The organism is Ciceribacter sichuanensis (genome assembly GCF_024055605.1).
GTDB lineage: Bacteria > Pseudomonadota > Alphaproteobacteria > Rhizobiales > Rhizobiaceae > Allorhizobium > Allorhizobium sichuanense.
The window spans coordinates 214,551-236,897 of record NZ_JAMXLX010000007.1 but is presented as its reverse complement, the minus strand read 5'-3'; the positions used below and the strand labels follow the sequence as shown (position 1 = coordinate 236,897).

17 protein-coding genes are annotated in these 22,347 nt (G+C 61.7%); 12 read left to right on the top strand and 5 right to left on the bottom strand.

Going from position 1 to position 22,347, the window contains the following annotated elements:
• The first annotated feature begins 12 nt into the window (after nucleotides 1–12).
• Nucleotides 13–1,200: a saccharopine dehydrogenase family protein gene (locus tag NBH21_RS20295; protein WP_250914285.1), complete on the top strand. Its 1,188-nt coding sequence runs from the start codon at nucleotides 13–15 to the stop codon at nucleotides 1,198–1,200.
• Nucleotides 1,201–1,345: 145 nt separating this feature from the next.
• On the opposite strand, the gene NBH21_RS20290 is transcribed toward NBH21_RS20295, so the two are convergent.
• The 5 genes from NBH21_RS20290 to NBH21_RS20270 all read right to left on the bottom strand — a co-directional run bounded on the left by NBH21_RS20290 (nucleotide 1,346) and on the right by NBH21_RS20270 (nucleotide 8,124).
• The gene (locus NBH21_RS20290; RefSeq protein WP_250914286.1) at nucleotides 1,346–2,794 is read right to left on the bottom strand and encodes an aldehyde dehydrogenase family protein; all 1,449 of its coding nucleotides are present in this window, start codon (nucleotides 2,792–2,794) and stop codon (nucleotides 1,346–1,348) included.
• Nucleotides 2,795–2,841: 47 nt separating this feature from the next.
• Complete coding sequence (locus tag NBH21_RS20285) at nucleotides 2,842–3,795, bottom strand: ornithine cyclodeaminase family protein (protein WP_250914287.1); 954 nt, start codon at nucleotides 3,793–3,795, stop codon at nucleotides 2,842–2,844.
• Between the two features lie 38 nt (nucleotides 3,796–3,833).
• The gene (locus tag NBH21_RS20280; RefSeq protein ID WP_250914288.1) at nucleotides 3,834–5,885 is read right to left on the bottom strand and encodes an NADH:flavin oxidoreductase; all 2,052 of its coding nucleotides are present in this window, start codon (nucleotides 5,883–5,885) and stop codon (nucleotides 3,834–3,836) included.
• 138 nt (nucleotides 5,886–6,023) lie between these two features.
• Nucleotides 6,024–7,427, bottom strand: a complete 1,404-nt coding sequence (locus NBH21_RS20275; RefSeq protein WP_250914289.1) for an aminotransferase — start codon at nucleotides 7,425–7,427, stop codon at nucleotides 6,024–6,026.
• A gap of 55 nt (nucleotides 7,428–7,482) precedes the next feature.
• Nucleotides 7,483–8,124 (bottom strand): TetR family transcriptional regulator C-terminal domain-containing protein, encoded by a 642-nt coding sequence (locus NBH21_RS20270; protein ID WP_250914290.1) that lies wholly within the window; start codon nucleotides 8,122–8,124, stop codon nucleotides 7,483–7,485.
• 298 nt (nucleotides 8,125–8,422) lie between these two features.
• Between NBH21_RS20270 and NBH21_RS20265 the strand changes: the two genes are divergently transcribed.
• The 11 genes from NBH21_RS20265 to NBH21_RS20215 all read left to right on the top strand — a co-directional run bounded on the left by NBH21_RS20265 (nucleotide 8,423) and on the right by NBH21_RS20215 (nucleotide 22,328).
• Nucleotides 8,423–10,021, top strand: a complete 1,599-nt coding sequence (locus NBH21_RS20265; RefSeq protein WP_250914291.1) for an ABC transporter substrate-binding protein — start codon at nucleotides 8,423–8,425, stop codon at nucleotides 10,019–10,021.
• A gap of 59 nt (nucleotides 10,022–10,080) precedes the next feature.
• Complete coding sequence (locus NBH21_RS20260) at nucleotides 10,081–11,070, top strand: ABC transporter permease (RefSeq protein ID WP_250914292.1); 990 nt, start codon at nucleotides 10,081–10,083, stop codon at nucleotides 11,068–11,070.
• A 6-nt stretch (nucleotides 11,071–11,076) separates the two neighbouring features.
• On the top strand, nucleotides 11,077–11,958 hold the full coding sequence (locus tag NBH21_RS20255) for an ABC transporter permease (RefSeq protein WP_250914293.1): 882 nt from the start codon (nucleotides 11,077–11,079) through the stop codon (nucleotides 11,956–11,958).
• Nucleotides 11,948–13,618, top strand: coding sequence for an ABC transporter ATP-binding protein (locus tag NBH21_RS20250; RefSeq protein WP_250914294.1), 1,671 nt, complete (start codon nucleotides 11,948–11,950; stop codon nucleotides 13,616–13,618). Before NBH21_RS20255 ends, NBH21_RS20250 begins: the two co-directional genes overlap by 11 nt.
• Before the next feature lie 42 nt (nucleotides 13,619–13,660).
• A complete protein-coding gene (locus NBH21_RS20245) occupies nucleotides 13,661–14,446 on the top strand; it encodes a transporter substrate-binding domain-containing protein (protein WP_250914295.1) in 786 nt (261 codons plus the stop codon).
• Nucleotides 14,447–14,991: 545 nt separating this feature from the next.
• Nucleotides 14,992–16,698, top strand: a complete 1,707-nt coding sequence (locus tag NBH21_RS20240) for a glycerol-3-phosphate dehydrogenase/oxidase (RefSeq protein ID WP_250914296.1) — start codon at nucleotides 14,992–14,994, stop codon at nucleotides 16,696–16,698.
• Nucleotides 16,691–18,160 carry an FGGY-family carbohydrate kinase gene (locus NBH21_RS20235; protein ID WP_250914297.1) on the top strand — a complete coding sequence of 490 codons (1,470 nt, stop codon included), beginning with the start codon at nucleotides 16,691–16,693 and terminating at the stop codon, nucleotides 18,158–18,160. Before NBH21_RS20240 ends, NBH21_RS20235 begins: the two co-directional genes overlap by 8 nt.
• Before the next feature lie 43 nt (nucleotides 18,161–18,203).
• Nucleotides 18,204–19,481 (top strand): ABC transporter substrate-binding protein, encoded by a 1,278-nt coding sequence (locus NBH21_RS20230; RefSeq protein ID WP_250914298.1) that lies wholly within the window; start codon nucleotides 18,204–18,206, stop codon nucleotides 19,479–19,481.
• Nucleotides 19,482–19,546: 65 nt separating this feature from the next.
• Nucleotides 19,547–20,419, top strand: a complete 873-nt coding sequence (locus NBH21_RS20225; protein ID WP_250914299.1) for a carbohydrate ABC transporter permease — start codon at nucleotides 19,547–19,549, stop codon at nucleotides 20,417–20,419.
• Nucleotides 20,407–21,222, top strand: coding sequence for a carbohydrate ABC transporter permease (locus NBH21_RS20220; protein WP_250914300.1), 816 nt, complete (start codon nucleotides 20,407–20,409; stop codon nucleotides 21,220–21,222). Before NBH21_RS20225 ends, NBH21_RS20220 begins: the two co-directional genes overlap by 13 nt.
• An 11-nt stretch (nucleotides 21,223–21,233) precedes the next feature.
• Nucleotides 21,234–22,328 (top strand): ABC transporter ATP-binding protein, encoded by a 1,095-nt coding sequence (locus NBH21_RS20215; protein ID WP_250914301.1) that lies wholly within the window; start codon nucleotides 21,234–21,236, stop codon nucleotides 22,326–22,328.
• Nucleotides 22,329–22,347: the final 19 nt, after the last annotated feature.

Genomic DNA, 22,347 nt, shown 5'->3' with positions numbered 1-22,347 from the left:
AAGGAAAGATCAATGATTATCACCCTTCTCGGCGGCGCAGGCTTCATGGGCGCAGGCATCGTGCGCGACCTCGTTTCGGACCGCACCATCATCGACATCGGGACTATCCACCTCTGCGACGCCTCGCGGGAGAAGATGGAAGCGCTGGCGAACGATCTCGGCGACCCGCGCATCGCGCTGGTCGATCTCGACGTGACCGATGCCGAAGCGTTGAAAGCGGCGATTGCCGGTGCCGATCTCTGCATCAACTGCGTGCCGACCCTGCTCGGTTTCCAGATGACGATTTTCGAGGCGGCCCTCGCACTCAAGGTTCCCTACATGGACCTTGGCGGTCTCGGAACCTACACCGTCAAACAGCTTGCCGAAGACGATCGCTTCAAGGCGGCCGGCGTGCCCGCCGTCATCGGCTGCGGTGCCGATCCCGGCATGTCGAACGTCATCTGCCGGGCCGTGGCCGATGAACTGGACGAGATCGACCGGATCAACCTCTATTGGGCCGCAGAACTGGTCGGCGACGAGAACCCCGTGCTGGTGCCGCCTTACAGTGTCTCGACGGTGCTGGCCGAATACGCCCATCCGAGCACCCAGTTCTACGACGGAAAGCATGTGGAATGCCCGCCGATGAGCGGCAGCGAATTCCTCGATCTGCCGGAGCCGTGGGGACGTTGCGAATTCATGCATTCGCCCCACTCCGAACAGCTTACCGTTCCGCTCGCCGACGGCATCCGGGAAAAAGGCATCCGGGAATTTTCCTGGAAGCTGCATCTGCCGCATCGGGAGCACGAGGCCTGGGTCGGGCTGGTCAAGGCGGGCTTCGGCGATTTCGACGAACCGGTCGAGATCGGCGGCGTCAAGGTGAAGCCGCTCGACGTTCTCAACAAGGTGATCGAACGCAATATCCGGAAGAACGCCGGCAAGATCCCGGCGCAGGACAGCCACGAAATCCATTTCGCCATCGGCCGGGGCCGCAAGGGCGGCGTCGAACGCACCGTTCGCGTCGAAGTCACGGTTTCGCCCGATGACATGTATGGTCCCTATGTCGACGCCTGCACCTCGATGAATGGCTCGATCGCGGCGCAGCTCATCCTTGCCTTGCCGAAAAAGCCGGGGGTTCATGCGCCGGAAAGCTATTTCGACGTGGCCACCTATTTCCCCGAGCTGGAAAAGCGGAAGTTTCGCATCGCCAAATTCGTGGAATGACGAGGCAGGACTGACAGCAGGCCCGTGACGTGAAGGTCCGATCTACTTCGGCCAAGGAGCAATAAAAAAGACCCGGGCTTCATGCCCGGGTCTATATGTTTTATCGCTGACGCAGCGATCTTTGGACCGCTGCCGGATGCTGGCCTCAGCCGGCGATCAGCTTGACTTCCATGAAGTCTTCGAGACCCCACTTGCCGCCCTCACGACCGATGCCCGACTGCTTGTAGCCGCCGAAAGGCATGCCCGGAGCGCGCGAGGTTCCGTTGATCTGCACCATTCCGGCGCGCAGCTTGCGGGCGACGCGCTGGGCGCGTTCCGGCGAACCGGTCTGGATGTAGGCGGCAAGACCATATTCGGTGTCGTTGGCGATGTGGATCGCATCTTCTTCCGTGTCGAAGGGGATCATGACCAGTACCGGTCCGAAAACCTCCTCGCGGGCAATCGCCATGTCGTTGTTGACGCCGGCGAAGATTGTCGGGCGGACGAAATAGCCACGGTTGAAGCCTTCGGGACGACCGAGGCCGCCGAGTACCGGCTTTGCGCCTTCGGCAATGCCCTTTTCGATCATGCCCTGTACCTTCTCGAACTGCGCGCCGGAAGAAAGCGGGCCGATGTGATCGCCGTCCTTGGCCGGATCGTCGACGACGACCTTTGCACCTGCCTTGGCGGCAATCTCGACCGCCGCGTCATAGACGGACCGCTCGATCAGCATGCGGGTCGGCGCGTTGCAGGACTGCCCGGTGTTTTCGAAGCAATGCTTGACGCCGCGCTCGATGGCTGCGGCGAGGTCAACGTCGGCGAAGACGATGTTTGGCGACTTGCCGCCGAGTTCGAGCGATACCCGCTTCACGGTGGATGCGGAAGCACGGGAGACGGCAGCACCAGCGCGGGTGGAGCCGGTGAACGACATCATGTCCACGTCCGGATGGTTGGAGAGGGCTTCACCGACGACGGCACCCTCACCGTTGACGAGGTTGAAGACACCAGCGGGGAACCCGGCTTCGTCCATGAACTCGGCAAACAGCATCGCGGACATTGGAGCGATCTCGGACGGCTTCAGGATCACGGTGCAGCCGACGGCAATTGCCGGGATGACCTTCAGCGCAATCTGGTTCATCGGCCAGTTCCACGGCGTGATCAGGCCGCAGACGCCGATGGCTTCATGCACGATCCGCTGGTTCGGGCGGGTTTCGTCCGGCAGGTATTCCCATTCATAGGACTTGAATGCTTTGATGAAGGCCTTCAGGTGGGAAACGCCGGAGACCGCCTGGGACTCGCGGGAAAGCTTGATCGGCGCGCCCATTTCGGCGGTAATTGCCTCTGCCATGTCCTCCATGCGGCGCTCATAGATGGTCACGAGCTTTTCCAGGTAGGCGAGCCGTTCGTCGCGGCTCGTGGTGCTCCAGCTGTCGAATGCCTTGCGTGCGGCTGCAACTGCCCGGTCGATATCGCCTGCGGTGCCGCCGGAAATGACGGCATAGGCTTCTTCGTTCGCCGGATTGATGACGTCGATCCGCGTTCCTCCAGCCGGAGCGACCCAAGCGCCATCGATATAGAAGTTGAGCTTTTCGATCAGTGTCTTGTTCTGCAGCATGGGGGCATCCTGACTGGTGGTAGATTGGAAAGGTGGGTGGGCATTCCTTACAGGCCCGCGGAGTGTCGGGCCAGCAATTCTTGCGCCGTGAAGAGATCGAGATGCGCGCCGCCGGCATTCTTGAACAGCGTTACGCCATCTCCGGATAAATAGGATGTCGCATCGCCTCTGCAAAGGTCGAAAAGATCCGCCTTTATGTCGTCCCAGGACATCAGCCCTTTCTCGATCGACTGGAAGAACTCCCCGCAATCCCTGCAGGCCTCCCGGCTGTCGGTGTAGAGTTCAGCCCGGCGGATGGTGTCGTCGTCGCATTCGCGCATGTCTGGCCGCCAACTGCCGATCAGGTTGACGTGGCTGCCCGGTTTCAACAGCGCGCCGCGAACAAGCGGTTCAGTCGCCATGGTGGCGCTGACGACGATATCGGCGATTGGCAGTGCATCGGCCAGGTCGGCGGCGGCGGTGATGGACACACCATCGAATGTGAGCGATGCGGCGAGCCTTTCGGCTTTTTCCAGGGTGCGGTTCCAGATCTGTACCCGCACAAGACCGGGGCGGACCGCAAGTGCAGCCTCGATCACATGCGGCGCAAGAGCGCCGGCACCCAGTACGAGAAGCGTGCGTGCGTCCGGCGATGCGAGGAAGTCGATGCCGAGTGCGGTATCCGCGGCCGTCTTGCGCAGCGTCAGCGCAGTACCGTCAGCGACCAGCGTCGGCGTCCCGTTGGTGGGGTCGAAACAGACGTAGAGCCCCTGATTGGCGGGGCGGGCGGAATGTTCCGAGGGGTTTCCCGGAAAGACGGTGACCAGCTTCACGCCGATCAGCCCGTCCTTCTGCCAGGCGGGCAGGGTAATGAAGGCGCGTTCCGGATCGCCGTCGGCAGGCTCGGAAAGGATGGCCTCTCCGGCGGAATAGACCGGGTTCCGGTGTGCCGTCTTCAAGGCGGCGACCAGCGAGGGATAGCCGAGCAGGCGATGGACGTCTTCGCCGGAAATCATCTGCATGTTCGCGCTCCCATGTTTTCCGGATCAGGTCCCTGATGTCAGAATGCGATGCAGAGGCGGAAGGCCTCGAACATGGCCGCGTGCACGTTGCGGCTCGCGACGGCATCGCCTATCCGGTAGAGTTCGTAACCGGAACCGGCAGCATCGTATGGCTGGCGTTTTGCCGCCATCAGCGCCGCGTTATCCGTTACGCCGGAATTGCGTGAACCTTCGACAAGAGCCTGGAACACTTCGTCGAGCGGCGCGGTACCGTGATCCACCACCACGGCGGCGGCCTCGATTTCCAGCGGTTCATCCGTCAACTCGTGATGGAAGAGCGCTCTCAGCCGGTTGTTGCCGCCGCGGGTGACGGCGACGAGACGGTGGTCGAAGGTGATGTCTATCCCGGCCTGTTTGAACTGCTTGCGATAGACGGCGCGTGTCGAATATTCGACCTCCTGCGCCAGCACTTCATCCACGGTCACGTACCGCACCGCCGCGCCGTTCTCCGAAAGCTGCAGTGCCGTTGCAGCGCTTTCGTGGCGGCCGGTGCCGTCGTAGAAAAGCACGTCGCCGGTCATCGGGGTCGAGCTGCCGAGCACGTCCCAGACGTTCAGACAGTGTTCGCCGCCATCGAGCCAGTCGAGATCGGGCAGTCCGCCGGTTGCCACCAGAACGATATCGGGGTTTTCCGCCTCGACCTCTTCGGCCCCGGCATAGACGTTGAAGCGGACGTCTACGCCGAGACGGGCAAGCTCCTGCTCGCGCCAGCCGACGATGGCCAGAAGATCGCGGCGCCAGATGGCACGGGCTGCCAGCAGCAGCTGCCCGCCAAGCTGGCCGGACGCTTCGAACAGCACGACCGAATGGCCTCGTTCTGCGCAGATCCGTGCAGCTTCGAGACCGGCCGGCCCGCCGCCGACGATGACGACCTTCTTTTTTTCACCTGTGGTCGGCTCGATGACCTGCGGTAGCAGCGTCTCGCGGCCCGAAGCCGGGTTGTGGATGCAGTTCGCCTTTTTGTGCATGCAATAGGACGCGCCGACGCAAGGCCGGATGCGGTCTTCTTCTCCCCGCATCAGCTTGTTGACGATCTGCGGATCGGCCATATGCGCCCGCGTCATCGCCACCATGTCAACAAGGCCTTCGCGGACGGCATGGCGGGCGGTCGCGAGATCAGCGATGCGTGCGGCATGGAACACCGGCAGCTTGGTCTGCCGGCGGAAGGCGCCGACCCGTTCGAGGAACGGTCCGAGCGGAACCGACATGCCGGGCATGTTCTGTTCCGCGAGCGCGATCACCGTATCCATGCGTCCGAAGATGCAGTTGAAGTAATCGACGAGGCCTTCCCGTTCGAAGATTTCCGCGATCCGCAGGCAGTCCTCGAAATTCAGCCCGTCCTCGATGTCTTCGTCGATGACGAAGCGGATGCCGAGCAACATGTGATCAGGCAGGTTGCGGCGGATTTCCTCATGCACCATGAGGCCGAAGCGAACCCGGTTTTCCAGCGAGCCGCCGAAACGATCGCTGCGGAAATTGGTGCGGGGCGAGAAAAACTGGCCGATCAGATGGCCGCCGGTCAGGGTTTCCAGGCCGTCGAGACCACCTTCGCGACAACGCCGGGCAGCCTCGCCATAGGCCTTCACCACGCGGGCGATATCGTGTTCGTCCATTTCGCGGGAAAACGCCCGGTGCTGGGTTTCGCGCGATCGGGAGGGCGCCATTGCCGGAAGCCAGTTGAGCACGGTCGCATCGGCGCGGCGGCCGAGATGCGAGATCTGGCACATGATCGCGGCGCCCTGCGCATGGATGCGCTCGGAAAACTGCTGCAGATGGGGAATGATGTCGTCGGTCGCCATGTTGAGCTGTCCGGCGCCGCCCCAGCTCGAGTCATTGTCGACCATGGAGGAGCCGCCGAACATGGTCAGCGCCAGTCCGCCCTTTGCCTTTTCCTCATGGTAGCGCTGGTAGCGTTCCAGCGGCATGCCGCCCTCTTCCAGAAACGGCGCATGGCTGGTGCTCATGACGCGGTTCTTCAGAACCAGCGACTTGATGGTTAGCGGCTGCAGCAGGGGATCGAGGCGGCGGCCTTCGGTGATGGTTCTGGACATTGCGGCATCGGCATTCATGGCTTGCGAACCTCACCGTTTGACCTTGCTTGCTGCTCCGCGGGCATTTTATGCACTGCGGCAGCCTTGAAAGCGGGAAAGGCGCGGGACATTGATGCCCGCGCCTTTCTCATTGTGGTGTCAGCCCCATAGGCCCTCGGCCTTCAGCTCGTTCTGTACCTTGACGATGCTGTCGCGCAGGATGCGGACCATCTCGTCGATCTGCTCCTTGGTGATGATCAGCGCCGGCGAGAGAACGCACATGCTGCCGATCGGACGCACGATCAGGCCGCCTTCGTAGCAGTAGCGGTCGACGCGGAGCGCGACCTGCTTGTCGAAATCCGAGGCTTCCGTGTCTTCCGGATTGGTGACACATTCGACGCAACCGAGAAGGCCGGTGCCGCGTACGTCGCCGACCAGCGGAAGCGCCGTCAGTTCCTGCAGCTTTTCCTGGAAATAGGGGGCGATATCGCGAACGTGCTCGAGGATGTTGTCCTTCTCGAACACCTCGATATTGGCGAGTGCCGCGGCGCAGCTTACCGGGTGACCGCTATAGGTGTAGCCGTTGGTGTAGTAGCTGCCCTTGGCGTTCTCGCCGCTGACGCGAGACAGGACCTTGTCGGAAATCACGAAGCCGCCGAGCGGAACGTAGCCTGACGTCACGCCCTTGGCGAAGGTGATGATGTCGGGAACGATATCGAAGACTTCCTCCGACGCGAACCAGTGACCGCAGCGGCCGAAGCCGGTCACGACCTCGTCGGAAATGTAGAGGATGTCGTGCTTGCGGCAGATTTCCAGAATGCGAGCGTGATAGCCCTTCGGCGGAATGAGAATGCCGCCGGAAGCAAGCAGCGGTTCGGCAAGGAATGCGCCGACATTGTCCGGGCCGAGCGTGTTCACCCGTTCCTCGAATTCGGCGATCAGGTGATCGAGGAACTGGGCCTCCGTCATGCCCTTCGGACGACGGAAGACGTTCGGAGCGGAGATGAAGGATACATTCTCAAGCGCCAGATCGAAATTCGGACGGTTGCCCGCGCGACCGGAGCAGGCGGCCGTCAGGTGCGTGCTGCCATGATAGCCGTCGATGCGGCAGATGATGGCCTTCTTGGTCGGACGGCCAAGGACGTTGTTGTAGAACTGCACGAAGCGCAGGGCGGAATCGACGGCAGACGAGCCGCCGGTGGTGAAGAACACGTGATTGAGATCGCCCGGCGCGAAATCGGAGATGTGCTTGGAAAGCTCGGCCGCCGGTCCGCTGAGCGAATACCAGGGTGAGTTGTAGCAGAGGCGCAATGCCTGTGCGGAAATGGCGTCGGCGATCGGCTTCGAATTGTAACCGACCTGGGTGCACCACATGCCGCCCGGGCCGTCCAGCAGCTTGTGGCCGCGATTGTCCCAGATGTAGACGCCATCAGCGGAGGCGAACATCGGCCGTCCGCCGGATGTTCCGAGCTTCGCCATTTCTTCGGCGGGGCTGATCAGGTGTTCATGCGCGGCAGTCTCAAGTTCGGCAGCGTTCCACTGCGATCCCTTTTCGATATACATTCCCTGTCTCCAGATCGTTGGCGGCCGGCCGGGCAGGGCGTGCCCGGAAGGCGCTTCAGGCTTTCTGCTCCTCCACGGAAAAATCCGAGGGGAAATAGGATGCGAGGTAGGCAAGGCAGACGCGACGGGAATTCTCCCGGTCGTTAGGCCCGTTCTGTCCCGTGACGTGGCTGAATACCCAGCGCCCGTCGGTGATGGCGTAGAGCCCCTGCGCTACCAGATCGGGGTCGAGTTTCACCGCGCGCAACGCGGCAAGTTCGGCCACCAGTTCGGTTATGACTGCGAGCGAACGCAGCTTGAGTTCGTTGCAGCGCTTGCGGTAGGCGGGCACCCGGCTCGCCTCGGCCCAGAAGGCCATCCACACGGCCAGGTATTTCGATTTCGCGACGCGGGCGTCGAAGTCCAGATCGACCAGCTTGCGCAGCTGTTCCGCCGGCGAGCTGACCGAGGCGCTGATCGTGCTGCGCCAGATTTCCTCATAGCTTTCGGCCAGGAAATCGAGCACGGCGAGCAGCATCTTTTCTTTCGTCTTGAAGTGAAAAGCGATGACGCCATAGCTGCAGCCGGCCTCATCGGCGATGTCGTTGATCGTGATTCCGGACAGTCCCCGGCGCGCCACGACATCCAGCGCGGCCTTCAGCAATTGCTGCTGCCGCGCCGCACTTTGGCTTGAAATCTTTTTATTTTTTTCCGTCATATAAAAACGATATCCACGTAACTCATTGGTGTCAATTATCTTTTTTTATAAGAATTTTGATCAATCAATCAGATTCTTATTGACGGATCAATTAAACTGAATTGTTATCTGCCCCATCGGCAGCGATCCCGAAGATAACGGAGACGCTGCAGGCTCCTCGTGTGAGCGAACCCGGGACGGCGTGGCCGCCCGGCAAGCGAGCACTCGACATCGGCGGCTGGGAGGGTCGCGGATGCTGCATGCCAGCGCGTGCCTGCCGGACGGCGGGACGCTTAAAGAGAACAAGGGGAACGAATTCATGAGTGACAATGAAAACAACACGACGACGGATCGCCGCATCGCGGTTCTGTCGGCCTCCAGGCGAGCCTTCCTCTCGGGCGCTGCAACCGCCGCTGTCGGGCTTGCGATCCTGCCGTCGTTCCCGTCAATGGTTTTCGCCGAAGCCAAGTCCGGCGGTCATGCCCGTTTTGCCATCAATGATGGCGCCCAGACGGACTCCCTCGATCCCGCGACCTGGCAGAGTTCGTTCACGCAGGTCGTCTTCGGCGGAACGCTCTGCAATGCGCTGACCGAACTCGGCGTCGATGGCTCGGCCGAGCCGGATCTGGCCGAGAGCTTCTCCAGCTCCGACGACATGAAGACCTGGACCTTCAAGCTCAGGAGCGGTCTCAAGTTCCACGATGGCAGGGACGTGACCTCGGCTGACGTCGTCGCCTCGTTCAAGCATCACATGGGTTCGGAATCGAGCTCTGCCGCCAAGGCGATCGTCGATGCCATCACGGACATCAAGGCGACCGATGATCTGACCGTCGTTTTCACGCTTGCCGGCGGCAATGCCGACTTCCCCTATATCGTCTCGGATTGCCATCTCGCCGTCTTCCCGGCCAAGCCGGACGGCACGATCGAATGGGGCAAGGGTATCGCGACCGGTCCCTACATCATCGACGACCTGCAGCCGGGCGTTTCGGTGAAGATGAAAAAGAACCCCGCCTATCACAAGCCGGGCAAGCCCTATTTCGACAGCGTCGAATTCGTCAACATTATCGATGTCGCTGCCCGCACCAACGCATTGATGACCGGCGAGATCGACTACATGGTCGATGCCGACATCAAGACGCTGACGCTGCTGGAGCGCAATCCGGAGGTCGAAATCTCCAAGGTCGCAGGCCTTCGTCACTTCACCTTCAGCATGAACACCGAAGTGGCGCCGTTCAACGATCCGAACGTGCGGCAGGCGCTGAAATACGCCATCGACCGCGAGGACGTCGTCGCCAAGGCCTTCCTCGGCAATGCCAAGGCTGCTAACGACAACCCGATTGCCCAGCAGATCGCCTTCGCCACCAATCCGGAGCCGGTGCACAGCTATAACATCGAGAAGGCCAAGGAATATCTGGCAAAGGCTGGCCTCGAAAGCCTGAAGGTCGATCTCTCCGTCGCCGAAACCGCTTTCCCGAACGCCATCGACGCCGCTCTTCTCTTCAAGGAACACGCCGCCAAGGCGGGCATCGAGATCAACGTGGTTCGCGAGCCCGATGACGGCTACTGGGACAATGTCTGGATGCAGAAGCCCTTCGTCGGCGTCGACTGGCTCGGCAAGCCGACCTGCGACAGCCTGTTCACCACGGTCTATGCCAGCGATGGCCCGTGGAACGATACTCACTGGAAGAATGCGCGTTTCGACGAGCTGCTGATTGCCGGCCGCGCCGAGGCCGATCCGGCCAAGCGCAAGGAGATCTATGCGGAGATGCAGCAGTTGCTGCATGACGACGGTGGTGCGCTGGTCATTGCCTATGCCCTCTTCATCGATGCCATGTCGAAGAAGATCGGCCACGGCCCGATCGGCAATATGCTCCAGTGCGATAACTTCCGTATGGCCGAACGTTGGTGGATGGCCTGAAGCCAGCCGCTTGAAAGCCGGCCGGACTCTTCCGGCCGGCCGAAACACAGGAAACAGCCGTGTTCGTTCGCCTCGTGCCCAACATCATTGCCCGGACCGTCATCGTTCGCCTTCTCCTTGGATTGGCGACGCTCTTCGGTGTGTCCATCATCATTTTCGCGGCGATTGCCGTTCTTCCCGGCGATTTCGCCAAGGTCGCCCTCGGTCGCTCGGCCACGCCGGAAACGGTCGCGAATTTCCGCCATCTGCTCGGCCTCGATCAACCCGCGTTACTGCGCTACCTGCACTGGATCGGAGGCGTCGCCCGTGGCGATTTCGGCCTGTCCTTTTCCTCCGGGACCGGCACGCCGCGAACCGTGGCGAGCATCATCGGCCCTCGCATCGCCAATACCCTGACGCTGGCAGCCGTCACGGCCTGCGTTGCGGTTCCGCTGGCGCTGGGGCTTGGCCTTCTGGCCGCGATGTACCGCAACAGCCTGCTCGACAGGGTTCTCAACACGGCGACGCTCATCTGCATCTCCTTCCCGGAATTCTTCGTCGCCTATGTGCTGATGCTGTTTTTTGCCGTGAAGATCCCGCTGTTCTACTCGCTGGCGCGCATCAGCCCGGACATGAGTTCGATGGAAATGCTCGCACGCATGGCCCTGCCGATCGTGACGCTCTGTTTCGGCATCGTGGCGCATATGATGCGCATGACCCGGGCGACGATCATCGGCCTGATGGCCAGCCCCTACATCGAGATGGCGCGCCTCAAGGGTGTCGCTCCCTGGAAAATCATCCTCCGGCACGCCCTGCCCAATGCCTGGGCGCCCATCGTCGCCGTCATCGCCTTCAACCTCGCCTATCTCATCGTCGGCGTCGTGGTGGTGGAAGTGGTGTTCGTCTATCCGGGCATCGGCCAGTCGATGGTGGACGCGGTGAAATCGCGCGACATTCCCGTCGTGCAGGCCTGCGCCCTGATCTTCGCCGCCACCTTCGTCATTCTCAATCTCCTGGCGGATGTGCTCGCAGTCGCCTCCAATCCGCGCCTGCGGCAACCGGCTTCGTGAGGTTCCATGACCGTGTTTGACACCGACCCCTCCGATCTCATCCCCGCGCGAAGGCATCTGGTGATCGCAAGGCTCCGCCGGATCCCCGGCGTGACGGCGTTGGCGCTCCTCATCATCCTCGTCTATGCGGCCGTTGCCCTGCTTGCGCCCTTTCTTGCCCCGCATGGTGAGGCGGAAGTCGTCTCGGCACAGCCTTTCCTCCCCTGGAGCGCCGAATTTCCCTTCGGAACGGATCAGCTCGGTCGCGACGTGCTGAGCCGGTTGCTCTATGGCGCGCGCAACTCGACCGGCATCGCCTTCATTACCACGGCGCTTGCCTTCGTCACGGGGGCGAGCCTCGGCCTCGTCTCGGCAATCGCCCCGCGCTGGGTCGACCACACGCTTTCGACCGTGGCCGACATGCTGATGTCGATACCGCAGCTCATTTTCGCGCTGATCCTGCTGGCCCTGTTCGGCTCCTCGATCCCGAGCATCATCCTGATCATCGCCTTGCTCAACGCCACCCAGATCTACCGTCTCTCGCGCTCTTCCGCGCGAAACACGGCGGCGCTGGATTTCGTGGAATTCGCGCGGCTGCGTGGTGAGGGCATAGGCTGGATCGCCTCGCGGGAGATCCTGCCCAACGTGTTGCCGACCCTGATTGCGGAATTTGGCCTGCGTTTCTGCTTCGTCTTCCTGACGATCTCGGCCCTGTCGTTCCTTGGCCTCGGCATCCAGCCGCCGTCCGCAGACTGGGGCACGATGGTCCGCGAAGGCGCGACCTTCATCAGCTATGGCGACATCACGCCCCTGGTGCCGGCAGCCGCCATCGCAGTGCTGACCGTCAGCGTCAATTTCGTCGTGGACTGGTTCCTCGACATAGCAAGCGGGCTGAAAGATGAACGATAGGACCGGTTCGAACGCGATGTCTTCTCCCGAGACAAACCTTCTCGAGATCCGCAATCTGAGGATGGAGGCCCGCACGCTGCACGGCTGGCATGGCATCGTGCATGATGTCAGCCTTTCCGTGAAGCGTGGCGAGGTCGTCGGACTGATCGGCGAATCCGGAGCGGGAAAATCGACCATCGGTCTTTCCGCGCTCGGTTTTGCGCGCGGCGGCTGCCGTTTCGCCGGCGGCGAGGTGGTCTTTGACGGCACTGACCTTCTGCGACAGCCGGAGCGCAAACTCCGCGCCCTTCGCGGCAAGCGCATTGCCTATGTGGCTCAGAGTGCTGCTGCGAGCTTCAATCCGGCCCGCAAGCTGATCGACCAGACAGTGGAATGCGCCCTGCAAAGGGGCGACATTTCCCGAGAAGAGGCCGTTGCCGAGGCAAAGGCGCTTTACCGCGAGTTGATGCTGCCGAACCCCGAGACCATCGGTGACCGTTATCCCCATCAGGTATCCGGTGGTCAGCTTCAGCGGGTGATGACGGCGATGGCGATGATCTGCCGTCCCGATCTCATTGTGTTCGACGAGCCGACCACGGCGCTCGACGTCACCACCCAGGTCGAGGTGCTGGCTGCGATCCGCCGCGCGGTCGAGGAACACGATACTGCAGCGCTCTATGTCAGCCACGACCTCGCGGTGGTGGCGCAGATGGCCCATCGTATCGTTGTGCTGAAGCATGGCCGGGTGGTGGAGGAAGCCGAGACGGCAACCATGCTGACGGCGCCGAAGGAGGCTTACACCCGTTCGCTCTGGGCCGTGCGCGACATGGCCAAGGATGAGAAGGCGCCGGCCGCTTCCATCCTCAGGGTTGCCGATGTCGATGCCTATTACGGCACGTTCAAGGTGCTCGACGGCATCAATCTCGATGTGCCGCTCGGCGGCACGGTGGCGATCGTCGGCGAGTCCGGTTCCGGCAAGTCCACGCTTTCGCGGGTGATCGCCGGTCTCCTGCCGGCAGCGAGAGGCTCCGTATCGCTTGCCGGTCGGGAACTTGCCTCCAATTCGGATGCGCGCAGCCGTGACGAATTGCGGCGCATTCAGCTGATCTATCAGTCCGCCGATACGGCGCTCAATCCGCGCCAGACGGTGGCGGAACTGATCGGCCGGCCGTTGTCGTTCTATTTCGGCATCGACGGTCGCGAGCGGACGAGGCGGGTTGTGGAACTGCTCGATCTCGTGGAAATGGGCGGTCAGTTCGCCTCGCGGCTGCCCTCGGAACTATCCGGCGGGCAAAAGCAGCGCGTCGCCATTGCCCGTGCCATGGCAGCCGATCCCGACATTTTCATCTGCGACGAGATAACCTCGGCGCTCGACCGGCTGGTTCAGGAGCAGATCCTGAAACTGCTGCTCGATCTGCAGACAAGGATGGGAAAGACCTATCTTTTCATCACCCACGACATCGCGACCGTCAACGCCATGGCGGACAAGGTCGTGGTTATGCAGCGCGGGCGTCTGGTCGAGGAGGGAACCCGCCGGGCGGTGATCGAGGAGGCGCAACATCCCTATACGCAATTGCTGCTGGCATCGGTGCCGCAGATGGATTCCGGCTGGCTCGACGATGCTGTCGCCCGTAATCGCCGGCTGAGACAGGGGCTTGAAACCATGAACGTCGCGTCGTGATGCCCCTGCGGCTACGGACGTTCGACAAAAAAAGGGTGAACCATGACGACAACTGGAAAGAAACTGGGACTGGCCCTTGCGGCAGGGATCTTCTCGCTTTGCGCTGCCGCCGCGGCACACGCAGCCGGACCGGAGTGGAACGAGATCGTGATCGGGACGGAAGGCGCCTATCCACCGTTCAACTTCGTCGATAGCGCCGGCATCGTCGGCGGTCTCGACGTGGATATCGCCAAGGCTCTCTGCGACGAGATGAAGGCGAAGTGCACCTTCGTAACCCAGGAATGGGATGGGATCATTCCCGCCCTGCAGGGCGGGAAGTTCGATGCCATCGTCGCGTCCATGTCTATCACGCCGGAGCGCGAGCAGCAGATCGCCTTCTCCGATCCGTATTACACCTCGCGCCTTGCCTTCGTCGGCCGCAAGGACGGCGCGCCTGCCAGCATCAAGGCGGAAGATCTCGCCGGCAAGACGCTCGGCGCACAGTCCTCCACGCCGCAAGCCGATTTCCTGAACGACCTTTACGGCGCCCATGGCGCGACGGTGAAGCTTTATCCGACGCAGGACGAGGCCGACATGGACCTCGCCAACGGTCGTCTGGATGGTGTCGTTGCCGACAAGTTCTATCTGGATTCCTGGCTCAAGGAAGCCGGCAAGGATTGCTGCAAGCTGATCGGCGACCTGACGGAAGGCGAAACCAAGATCGCCATCGGCCTGCGCAAGGACGATACGGCGCTGAAGGACAAGCTCAACGCCGCCATGAAGGCGATCGTTGCCAACGGCACCTACAAGACCGTCGTTTCGAAGTATTTCGACTTTGACATCTATTGATGCAATCAAGGGCGTCCGGCAAATGCGGGCGCCCTGTTCTTTCCTGGGAGGCCTTTTCTTTCCGGGAAGGAATGCCTCAGGGCTTCCAGCGGCGGGCGGCGTTTGCCGGATCGAATAGATATCGTCGCCGTATTTTTCCTTGACCATCTCGATGCCAAGCGCCGGCGTCTGTGCGCTATCCGTTCCCCTTTGCAGGCTGCCATCCACAAGATCGCGCGCGAGGCCGTAACGACTTTTATCGCGTCTGGCAGAGCATCGATCGTTACCGGCAGTCTACCTCGTGCCCTTCGCTGTTGTTGGAAACGACAATACGGGAAACGCCTCAGGTTTTCCGAGCATTGTGTCTCACGGTTGAGACACCGATGCTGCCCCTATGGCTGCCCGATTTTTCAAAAACATCATATTTTCAATCGGTTGATATTTATGCGACGCTAATGTTTACAAACATAAAGGTTGATTGACTTTTATAAAATATACTGCGAAGTTTCGCTTGCCTCATCGAACGGGAGCTGGCGGAGGCCACCTGAGGGGCACTGGGAGAGAGAATGAATATCCGGGAGGAAAGCCTGGCGCGCGTCGCGTCCGGCGCGGGCTTTGACGTGCTTGTTATCGGAGGCGGCGTGAACGGCGTCGCCGTTCTGCGCGAACTGGCCCTGAATGGCGTTTCGGCGCTTCTCATCGACCGCGCGGATTTCTGCAAGGGTGCAACGAGTGCTTCCTCGCGCATGGCCCATGGCGGTCTTCGTTATCTGGAGAACCGCGAATTCAAGCTGGTTGCCGAATCCGCCCGCGAACGCAATCTCCTCCTCAAATACGCCCCTCACTTCACCTTGCCGCTGGAAGTGGTTGTGCCGCTTTCCCATTATCTGCGCGGATTGGCGGGTTCGATCCTGCGCTTTCTCGGTCTGAGTAGCCGCAGCGGTCCGCTGAGCACGGCAGGCCTCAAGGGCGCGCTTTATCTCTACGAATTCCTGGGACGTGTGGACAAGGTTCTGCCGTCCCATCGCACGGCGCTGCGCCGTGCATCCTTTCCGAAAGCCCTCTCGTCGCGCTACCGCGCCGTCATCAGTTATTTCGACGCCCGCATCCGCAATCCGGAGGCGCTGGTCATGGAAATGATCGAGGACGCGTTGCAGGCAAGCGAAAACGTCGCCTGCCTCAACCATGTCGACTGGAAGCAGGACGGCAATGGTGTCGTGATCTCGGACCGTATCTCCGGCCAGACGGTACACCTGCGTCCGAAACTCGTCGTCAATGCCGCAGGCGCCTGGGTGGATCGGGTGAACGGGGTGCTCGGCCTGAAGACGAGCTATATCCGGCCGGTCAAGGGCGCGCATGTGCTCCTGCGGCACGACGAATTGCAGAAACGCATGGACGGCCGCGCTTTCTACTTCGACGATGGCACGGGCCGCATGGTGATCTGTTATCCGCTCGATCACACCATTCTGCTGGGCACCACGGAAATTCAGGTCGACAGTCCTGACGACGATACGGTGGCCGCTTCCGAAATCAAATATCTCACGGGCGCTCTCTCAAGTCTCTTCGACGACATCGACGTTACCGAGCGCAATATCGTGGCGGTGACGACCGGCATTCGTCCGCTGCAGGCTGGCGGTGGCGCAAGCGTCAACCGGGCGAACCGCGACCATCTGATCGCCGAGGACCGGCTCGGTTCCGGCCAGCCGCTTCTCTCGCTGGTCGGGGGCAAGTGGACCACCTTCCGGGCCTTCGGCGAGCAGGCATCTGACCGCATTTTTCAGCTCCTTTCCGTCAAGCGCAGGGTGGACACCCGCCGGCGGCAATACCGGGGCGCGGTGGGCATGGGACCGGGCGGCAGAGGGCTGCAGGAACTGGTGAGCCGGCTTTGCAGCGGACTTTCGCTTGCCCCGACAAGGGCGTCCGATCTGGTTTTCCGGTATGGTGCGGTGGCGCAGGAGGTGGCGACCTTCTGCAACGCGTCTGCCGATACGCCGATTGCCAGCCTTCCGGATTTCACCGAACGGGAACTGCGCTGGCTGATCGAGAAGCGGGCGGCTGTTTTCCTCGATGACCTGCTCTTGCGGCGCACGCAGATCGTTCTCGACGGTCGCTGTACCGAGGCCGTCGTGCGTGATTTTGGACTGCACCTGGCGAAGGTACGTGGGCTCGATGCCGCATGGGCCGAGAAGGAAATCGCCCGCTGCCTCGCCATGCCGACCGTTCTGCCGCAGGGTGCTGCTCGGGCCGAAACGCTGGAGGTTCGCCATGGGTGACCTGTTTCTGGCAATCGACGCCGGCGGCACGGCGGTCAAGGCCGCGATATTCGATGGAAACGGCCGGCTGGTGACATCGCGCGCCGTTGACGTTTCCACGATCCACCGCGACAACGGCTGGGTGGAGCGCGAGCCGGAAGCTTTCTGGCGCAACACGGCGCTCGCCATTCGCGAACTGACGTCCACGCAGGTCGATCCCGGTCGCATCGCCGCCATCGCCTGCACGGGCTTCGGCAATGGCGTATTTCTGGTCGATGAGAACGGTCGCGGTACGCGCGACGGTATCGTCTCCGTCGATCACCGGGCGCAGTCGATCGTCGAGGAGTTTCATCGCGACGGCACGGCCGAGGTGATGGAGGAACTGTCCGGCCACAGGATCTGGGGTGGCCAGACCATCATGCAGTTAATCTGGCTGGCACGGAACGAACCCGACGTGGTCGCGAAAACCCGCTGGGCGCTGGCGTGCAAAGATTATATCCGCATGCGGCTGACAGGCGTTGCTGCGTCGGATCCGACCGATGCAAGCGGCGGTGGCCTGCTGGATCTGGAGCGCGGCGACTACGATGCCGCCTATTTCGATCGGCTGGGTATCGGCACTTTCGTAAGCCGCATGCCGCCACTCGTGGAAAACACCGGCATCGCCGGGCGGATCTCACAGGCCGCGGCCGAGGAGACCGGCCTGCTTGTGGGGACACCAGTCGTCGCGGCGATGATGGATGTGAGTGCCTGCGTCACCGGTTCCGGTGTTATCGGCGGCGATGCGCTGACCATGATTGCCGGAACGTGGTCGATCAATGCGATCGAGACGGACAGGAAGGTGCGCAAGCAGCCGCCTATTCTCAACATGCTGCACCGGGATCGTGCCTGCCGTCTTCTGGCGGAAGGAAGCCCGACATCGGCGGCCAATCTCAACTGGTATCTCGCCCGTGCCGCCGGTGGCCAGATCGACGTGGCGACGGCCAATGAACTGGTTGCCGCAAGCCCGGTTTCTGGTCGGCGCTGCCACTTCATGCCCTTCGTCAATGGCCCGGCACCGAGGCGTGGTGCCTTCGTCGGCATCGTCAATTCCGACGACCGCGGCTCGATGCTGCGCGCCCTCTACGAAGGAGTTGCCTTTCAGCATCGCTGGCATGGCGAGAGTGTCGCGGAATATGTCGCGCCGCTCAGGCCTTCGACCGTCCGCCTCGCAGGCGGTGCGTCCAAGAGCGAGGTCTGGTCGCAGATCTTCGCCGATATCTGCGGCCTGCCGGTCGAGGTTTCCGAGGGCGAGGAACTTGGCGCGCTCGGTGCCGCGATGTGCGCGGCTGTTGCAACAGGCCATTACAGCGATCTTGCGGCGGCGTCGCGCGGCATGTGCCGCGTGACCCGGACGGCCCTGCCCAATGCGGCGGTGCGCCAGTTCTATGAGGAACGCTATCAGCAATTTCTGACACTCGATCAGAAACTCGCCGATCTCTTCTAGCGATCGGCACCCCGAAAATCAGTTCTTTGGAGGAGGAATGATGATGAAATTGAAGACAGCCTTTTTATGCTCCGTATGCATGCTGGCGGTGCCGGCTGCCGTCCGGGCGCAGGAAGATGCCTGCGTCGGCAAGGTGCCGACGCTGAACGTGATCGGCCAGGGCATGCCGTCCGTCACCGAACTCGACAAGTATGTCGGCGAGTTCAACAAGAAGTGGCAGACGACCGTGAAGATCAATCTTCTCGGCGAAAACGAGCGCCGCGCCAAGGCGCGCCTCGATGCCTCCACCGGCGCCGGTGCCTATCAGGTTCTTTATGTCGACGAGGCGAACACGCCCGAATATGCGACGGCCGGATGGATCTATCCACTGGCTGATGTTCTACCTGCCGAATACGACATTGCCGACTTCCGCGTCGACCTCGCCAATGTCGCAAGCTATCAGGGCAAGCAGTATTTCGCGCCCTTCGTCGGCGGCGGTGATATCCTGATCTACCGCAAGGATGTACTTGAAAAGGCTGGCCTTGCCGTGCCGAAGACGCTGGACGAGATGGTCGCCGGCATCAAGGCGGTCAACGATCCCGCCAACAAGCTCTACGGATGGGCGGCCCGCGGCCAGCGCGGTTCCGGCATGAACGTATGGCGCTGGACGCCGTTCTTCCGCGGTCTTGGCGGCGAATGGATGAATGGCGACCAGCCGGCCTTCAACTCCGACAAGGGCGTTCAGGCGACCGAACTCTATATCGACCTGATGAAATACGCGCCGCCCGGCGTCGGCACGTTCAACTGGTCGGACTCGGTTGAAGCCTTCCGGGGTGGCCAGGTCGCTTACCTGATCGAGTCCGATGTGTTCGGTCCGTGGATGGAAGATCCGGAAAAGTCGGTGGTCCAGGGCAAGGTCGGTTATGCCCCGCCGCCCGAGCCGCTCGGCTCTGCCGGCTGGGCACATGGCTTCGCCGTCTCGACGGTCGGCGCCAAGGACGAGTGCACGAAGAAGGTTGCCGGCGATTTCGTCGGCTGGGCAACCTCCAAGGAGATGGAAGCCCATCGTCTTGCCGATGGCATCGCTTCGGATATCGGCCGCCAGTCCACGCTGAAGAGCGAGGCCTTCGCCAAGGCCGTGCCGGCCGAATATATCCAGGCACTGTTGGCGACCGGTTCGCGCACGCAGCTTCTGATCATGGCAAGCCCCGTGTGGCCGGAGATCGGCGACAATCTCGGCCTTGCACTGGAAGAACTCTTCACCGGTACGAAGACGGATATTCAGGCAACACTCGACGAGGCAGCCTTCGCCGCCGAGGACACGCTTCGGCACGCAAAATAACGGCAGAGGCCGCGGCCGGGCGAACATGCGCCCGGCCAGGCCCGCAACTTTCAAAGAGCAACGGAATGCAAAAACAGAGATTCGTCTTCTGGACGCTTGCGCCCGCCTTTACCATTCTCGCGATCCTGGCATTGGTTTCCGTTGCCGGAGCGCTGTACTTCTCGGTGATGGACCGGTCGTTGCGCTATCCCGATTATGATTTTGTCGGGTTGTACAACTACCAGCGTCTTCTCGGCGACCGCCGCTTCCTCAATGCCCTCAAGATTTCCGCGATCTGGGAAGTGGTGACCGTTGCGGGATCGCTGCTGGTGGCAATGTTCCTGTCGGTCTATATTTTCGAGAACACCCGCTCGGCTCGCGCACGCAACCTGATCTGCCTGGCTTTCCTCGCGCCGGTCCTGCTTCCCCGCGTCGCGGCCGCCTTCATCTGGCGCTTCCTGTATTCGCCGTCGCTTGGCCTCATCAACTACCTTACAGGCCTGTTTGGTTTCGGTCCGATCGAGTTTCTGGCCAACCCCAAGCTCGCGCTGTTTTCGGTCGCGGTCGTCGACATCTGGCAGTGGGGCCTGTTCTTCACCGTCATCATGCTGAAGCTGCTGGAAACCCTGCCCAAGGATCCCATCGAAGCCGCCCAGCTCGACAATGCCAAGACCTGGGAAATCCATGCCTATGTGACCATGCCGATGCTGAAGGCGCCAATCATCAGCCTTGCCCTCGTCAAGGCGGTGGAATCGCTGCGGTCCTTCGATCTGATCTTCGTCATGACCGGCGGTGGACCGGGAACGGCGACCGAGACACTCGATCTCTATGCCTATCAGGCCGGCATCAATCTCGGCGGTCGCGTTTCCTATGCCTCCGCCATGTCCATTCTCCTTCTTCTCATAACCACGGTCGTCTTTACGCTCGTCTGGCGAGGTATCCGCAAATGGTCAGCCTGATCCGCCGCACCTTTTCCCGGGGCTTCCTGGCCCTCATGATCCTGATCGCGCTGTTGCCGATCGTCTGGACCATCCTCGGTTCGTTCAAGAAGCTGAAGGATATCGTGACGCCGGTCCCGACGCTCATCTTCACGCCGACGCTGGAGAATTTCGCGACCATCCTGCAGAACCCGTCCATCCGCGATGGTCTCGGCAATTCGATGGTGGTCGTGGGTGTCTCGGTCCTGCTCGGAGCGCTGTTCGGCATTCCCGCCGCCTACAGCCTCGCGCGGCATGTGGAGAAGAAGAAGGACGACCTGCAGTTCTTCGTTCTTTCCCTGCGCTTCATGCCGCCGGTGGCAATCGCGATCCCGTTCATCATCATCTATCTCGACAGCGGCATCTACGACACGCTGACCGGCCTGATCCTGGTCTACCTCATTTCCACCATCTCGACGGTCATCTGGCTTTCCGTGCCGGCCTTCGAGCGGGTACCGAAGGAGATCGAGGAAGCGGCGGCGATGGAAGGCTGCTCACAGACCGAGATCTTCCTCAAGTTTGCACTTCCTATCGCCGCACCCTCGCTGTTCGGCTCCCTCGTCTTCACCTTCGTGCTGGTCTGGAACGAACTGCTGCTGGCGCTCACGCTCGCTGCCGAAAACTCTACGCTACCCGTCGTGGCCGCCTCCATCACGTCGCTCGGCAAGGAAGTTCCATGGGGCGTCATCAATGCCTCGACCGTCATCCTCGTACTGCCGCCGCTGGTCTTCATCGGTCTTCTGATGAGCTTCATCAACCGCATGGTCGCCACGGGCCGCAAATAGGAAAAATCGACATGGCCAACATCAAATGCACCAAGATCCGCAAGTCCTATGGCAGCCATACGGTCATCTCGGATCTCAACCTCGACATCGCCGACCATGAATTCGTGGTCTTTCTCGGACCTTCCGGCTGCGGCAAGTCCACCATGCTGCGCATGATCGCCGGTCTCGAGGAGATTTCGGACGGCACGGTCAGCATCGGCGGCCGCGACGTGACGCATCTGCCGCCGGGCGAGCGCGGCGTGGCGATGGTCTTTCAGTCCTACGCGCTCTATCCGCATATGTCCGTGTTCGACAACATCGCCTTCGGCCTGCGCCGGCAAAAGGTGCCGGCCGAGGAAATCCGCCGGCGCGTCGAGCATGTGTCGAATATGCTCGGTCTCGCCCAGTTTCTGGAGCGCAAGCCGAAGAACCTTTCGGGCGGCCAGCAGCAGCGCGTTGCCATGGCCCGCGCCATGATCAAGACGCCGAAGCTCTTCCTGTTCGACGAACCCCTGTCGAACCTGGACGCCAAGCTGCGCGAGAAGCTGCGGACCGAAATCCGCCGCATGCATCTCGATCTGAAGACCACCACCATTTTCGTCACGCACGACCAGCTCGAAGCGATGACGATTGCCGACCGCATCGTGCTGATGCGGGCAGGCGCGATCGAACAGCAGGGCACGCCGTCGGAAATCTTCGACCGGCCGGCCACCCGCTTCGTCGCCGACTTCATCGGCTCGCCGGCGATGAATTTCCGCGATTGCAGTGTCGCTATCGACGGCGAACAGGCGGAGCTGACCTCGGGGTCGATCCGGCTGAAGGTGCTGGCGAAGGATTATCGGGACCTCGGTCAGGGGGCGAAGGTCGAAGTGGGCCTGCGTCCTTCCAAGATGGACATTGCCGCAGAGGGTGATGTCAACGTCATCAGCGGAACGGTGGTGCTCGTCGAAAACATGGGCAGCGAGGGACAGGTGATCGTCGATGTCGATGGCCGGGAGATGTCCTTCGTCACCAAGGCATTCCGGACACTCGAGGCCGGACAGCGGATCGATTTCTCCATCGACCCGGACAGCATTCACATTTTCTCGAAGGAAGACGGCCGCTCGCTCCTGCGCGCCGCGGCTTGAGGCATCTTCGACAGCACGA

Bases quoted from the DNA above. Each gene is read 5' to 3' on its own strand.
- NBH21_RS20295 (WP_250914285.1), top strand. From the start codon at position 13: ATGATTATCACCCTTCTCGGCGGCGCAGGCTTCATGGGCGCAGGCATC.
- NBH21_RS20290 (WP_250914286.1), bottom strand. From the start codon at position 2,794: ATGCTGCAGAACAAGACACTGATCGAAAAGCTCAACTTCTATATCGAT.
- NBH21_RS20285 (WP_250914287.1), bottom strand. From the start codon at position 3,795: ATGCAGATGATTTCCGGCGAAGACGTCCATCGCCTGCTCGGCTATCCC.
- NBH21_RS20280 (WP_250914288.1), bottom strand. From the start codon at position 5,885: ATGTCCAGAACCATCACCGAAGGCCGCCGCCTCGATCCCCTGCTGCAG.
- NBH21_RS20275 (WP_250914289.1), bottom strand. From the start codon at position 7,427: ATGTATATCGAAAAGGGATCGCAGTGGAACGCTGCCGAACTTGAGACT.
- NBH21_RS20270 (WP_250914290.1), bottom strand. From the start codon at position 8,124: ATGACGGAAAAAAATAAAAAGATTTCAAGCCAAAGTGCGGCGCGGCAG.
- NBH21_RS20265 (WP_250914291.1), top strand. From the start codon at position 8,423: ATGAGTGACAATGAAAACAACACGACGACGGATCGCCGCATCGCGGTT.
- NBH21_RS20255 (WP_250914293.1), top strand. From the start codon at position 11,077: ATGACCGTGTTTGACACCGACCCCTCCGATCTCATCCCCGCGCGAAGG.
- NBH21_RS20250 (WP_250914294.1), top strand. From the start codon at position 11,948: ATGAACGATAGGACCGGTTCGAACGCGATGTCTTCTCCCGAGACAAAC.
- NBH21_RS20245 (WP_250914295.1), top strand. From the start codon at position 13,661: ATGACGACAACTGGAAAGAAACTGGGACTGGCCCTTGCGGCAGGGATC.
- NBH21_RS20240 (WP_250914296.1), top strand. From the start codon at position 14,992: ATGAATATCCGGGAGGAAAGCCTGGCGCGCGTCGCGTCCGGCGCGGGC.
- NBH21_RS20235 (WP_250914297.1), top strand. From the start codon at position 16,691: ATGGGTGACCTGTTTCTGGCAATCGACGCCGGCGGCACGGCGGTCAAG.
- NBH21_RS20230 (WP_250914298.1), top strand. From the start codon at position 18,204: ATGAAATTGAAGACAGCCTTTTTATGCTCCGTATGCATGCTGGCGGTG.
- NBH21_RS20225 (WP_250914299.1), top strand. From the start codon at position 19,547: ATGCAAAAACAGAGATTCGTCTTCTGGACGCTTGCGCCCGCCTTTACC.
- NBH21_RS20220 (WP_250914300.1), top strand. From the start codon at position 20,407: ATGGTCAGCCTGATCCGCCGCACCTTTTCCCGGGGCTTCCTGGCCCTC.
- NBH21_RS20215 (WP_250914301.1), top strand. From the start codon at position 21,234: ATGGCCAACATCAAATGCACCAAGATCCGCAAGTCCTATGGCAGCCAT.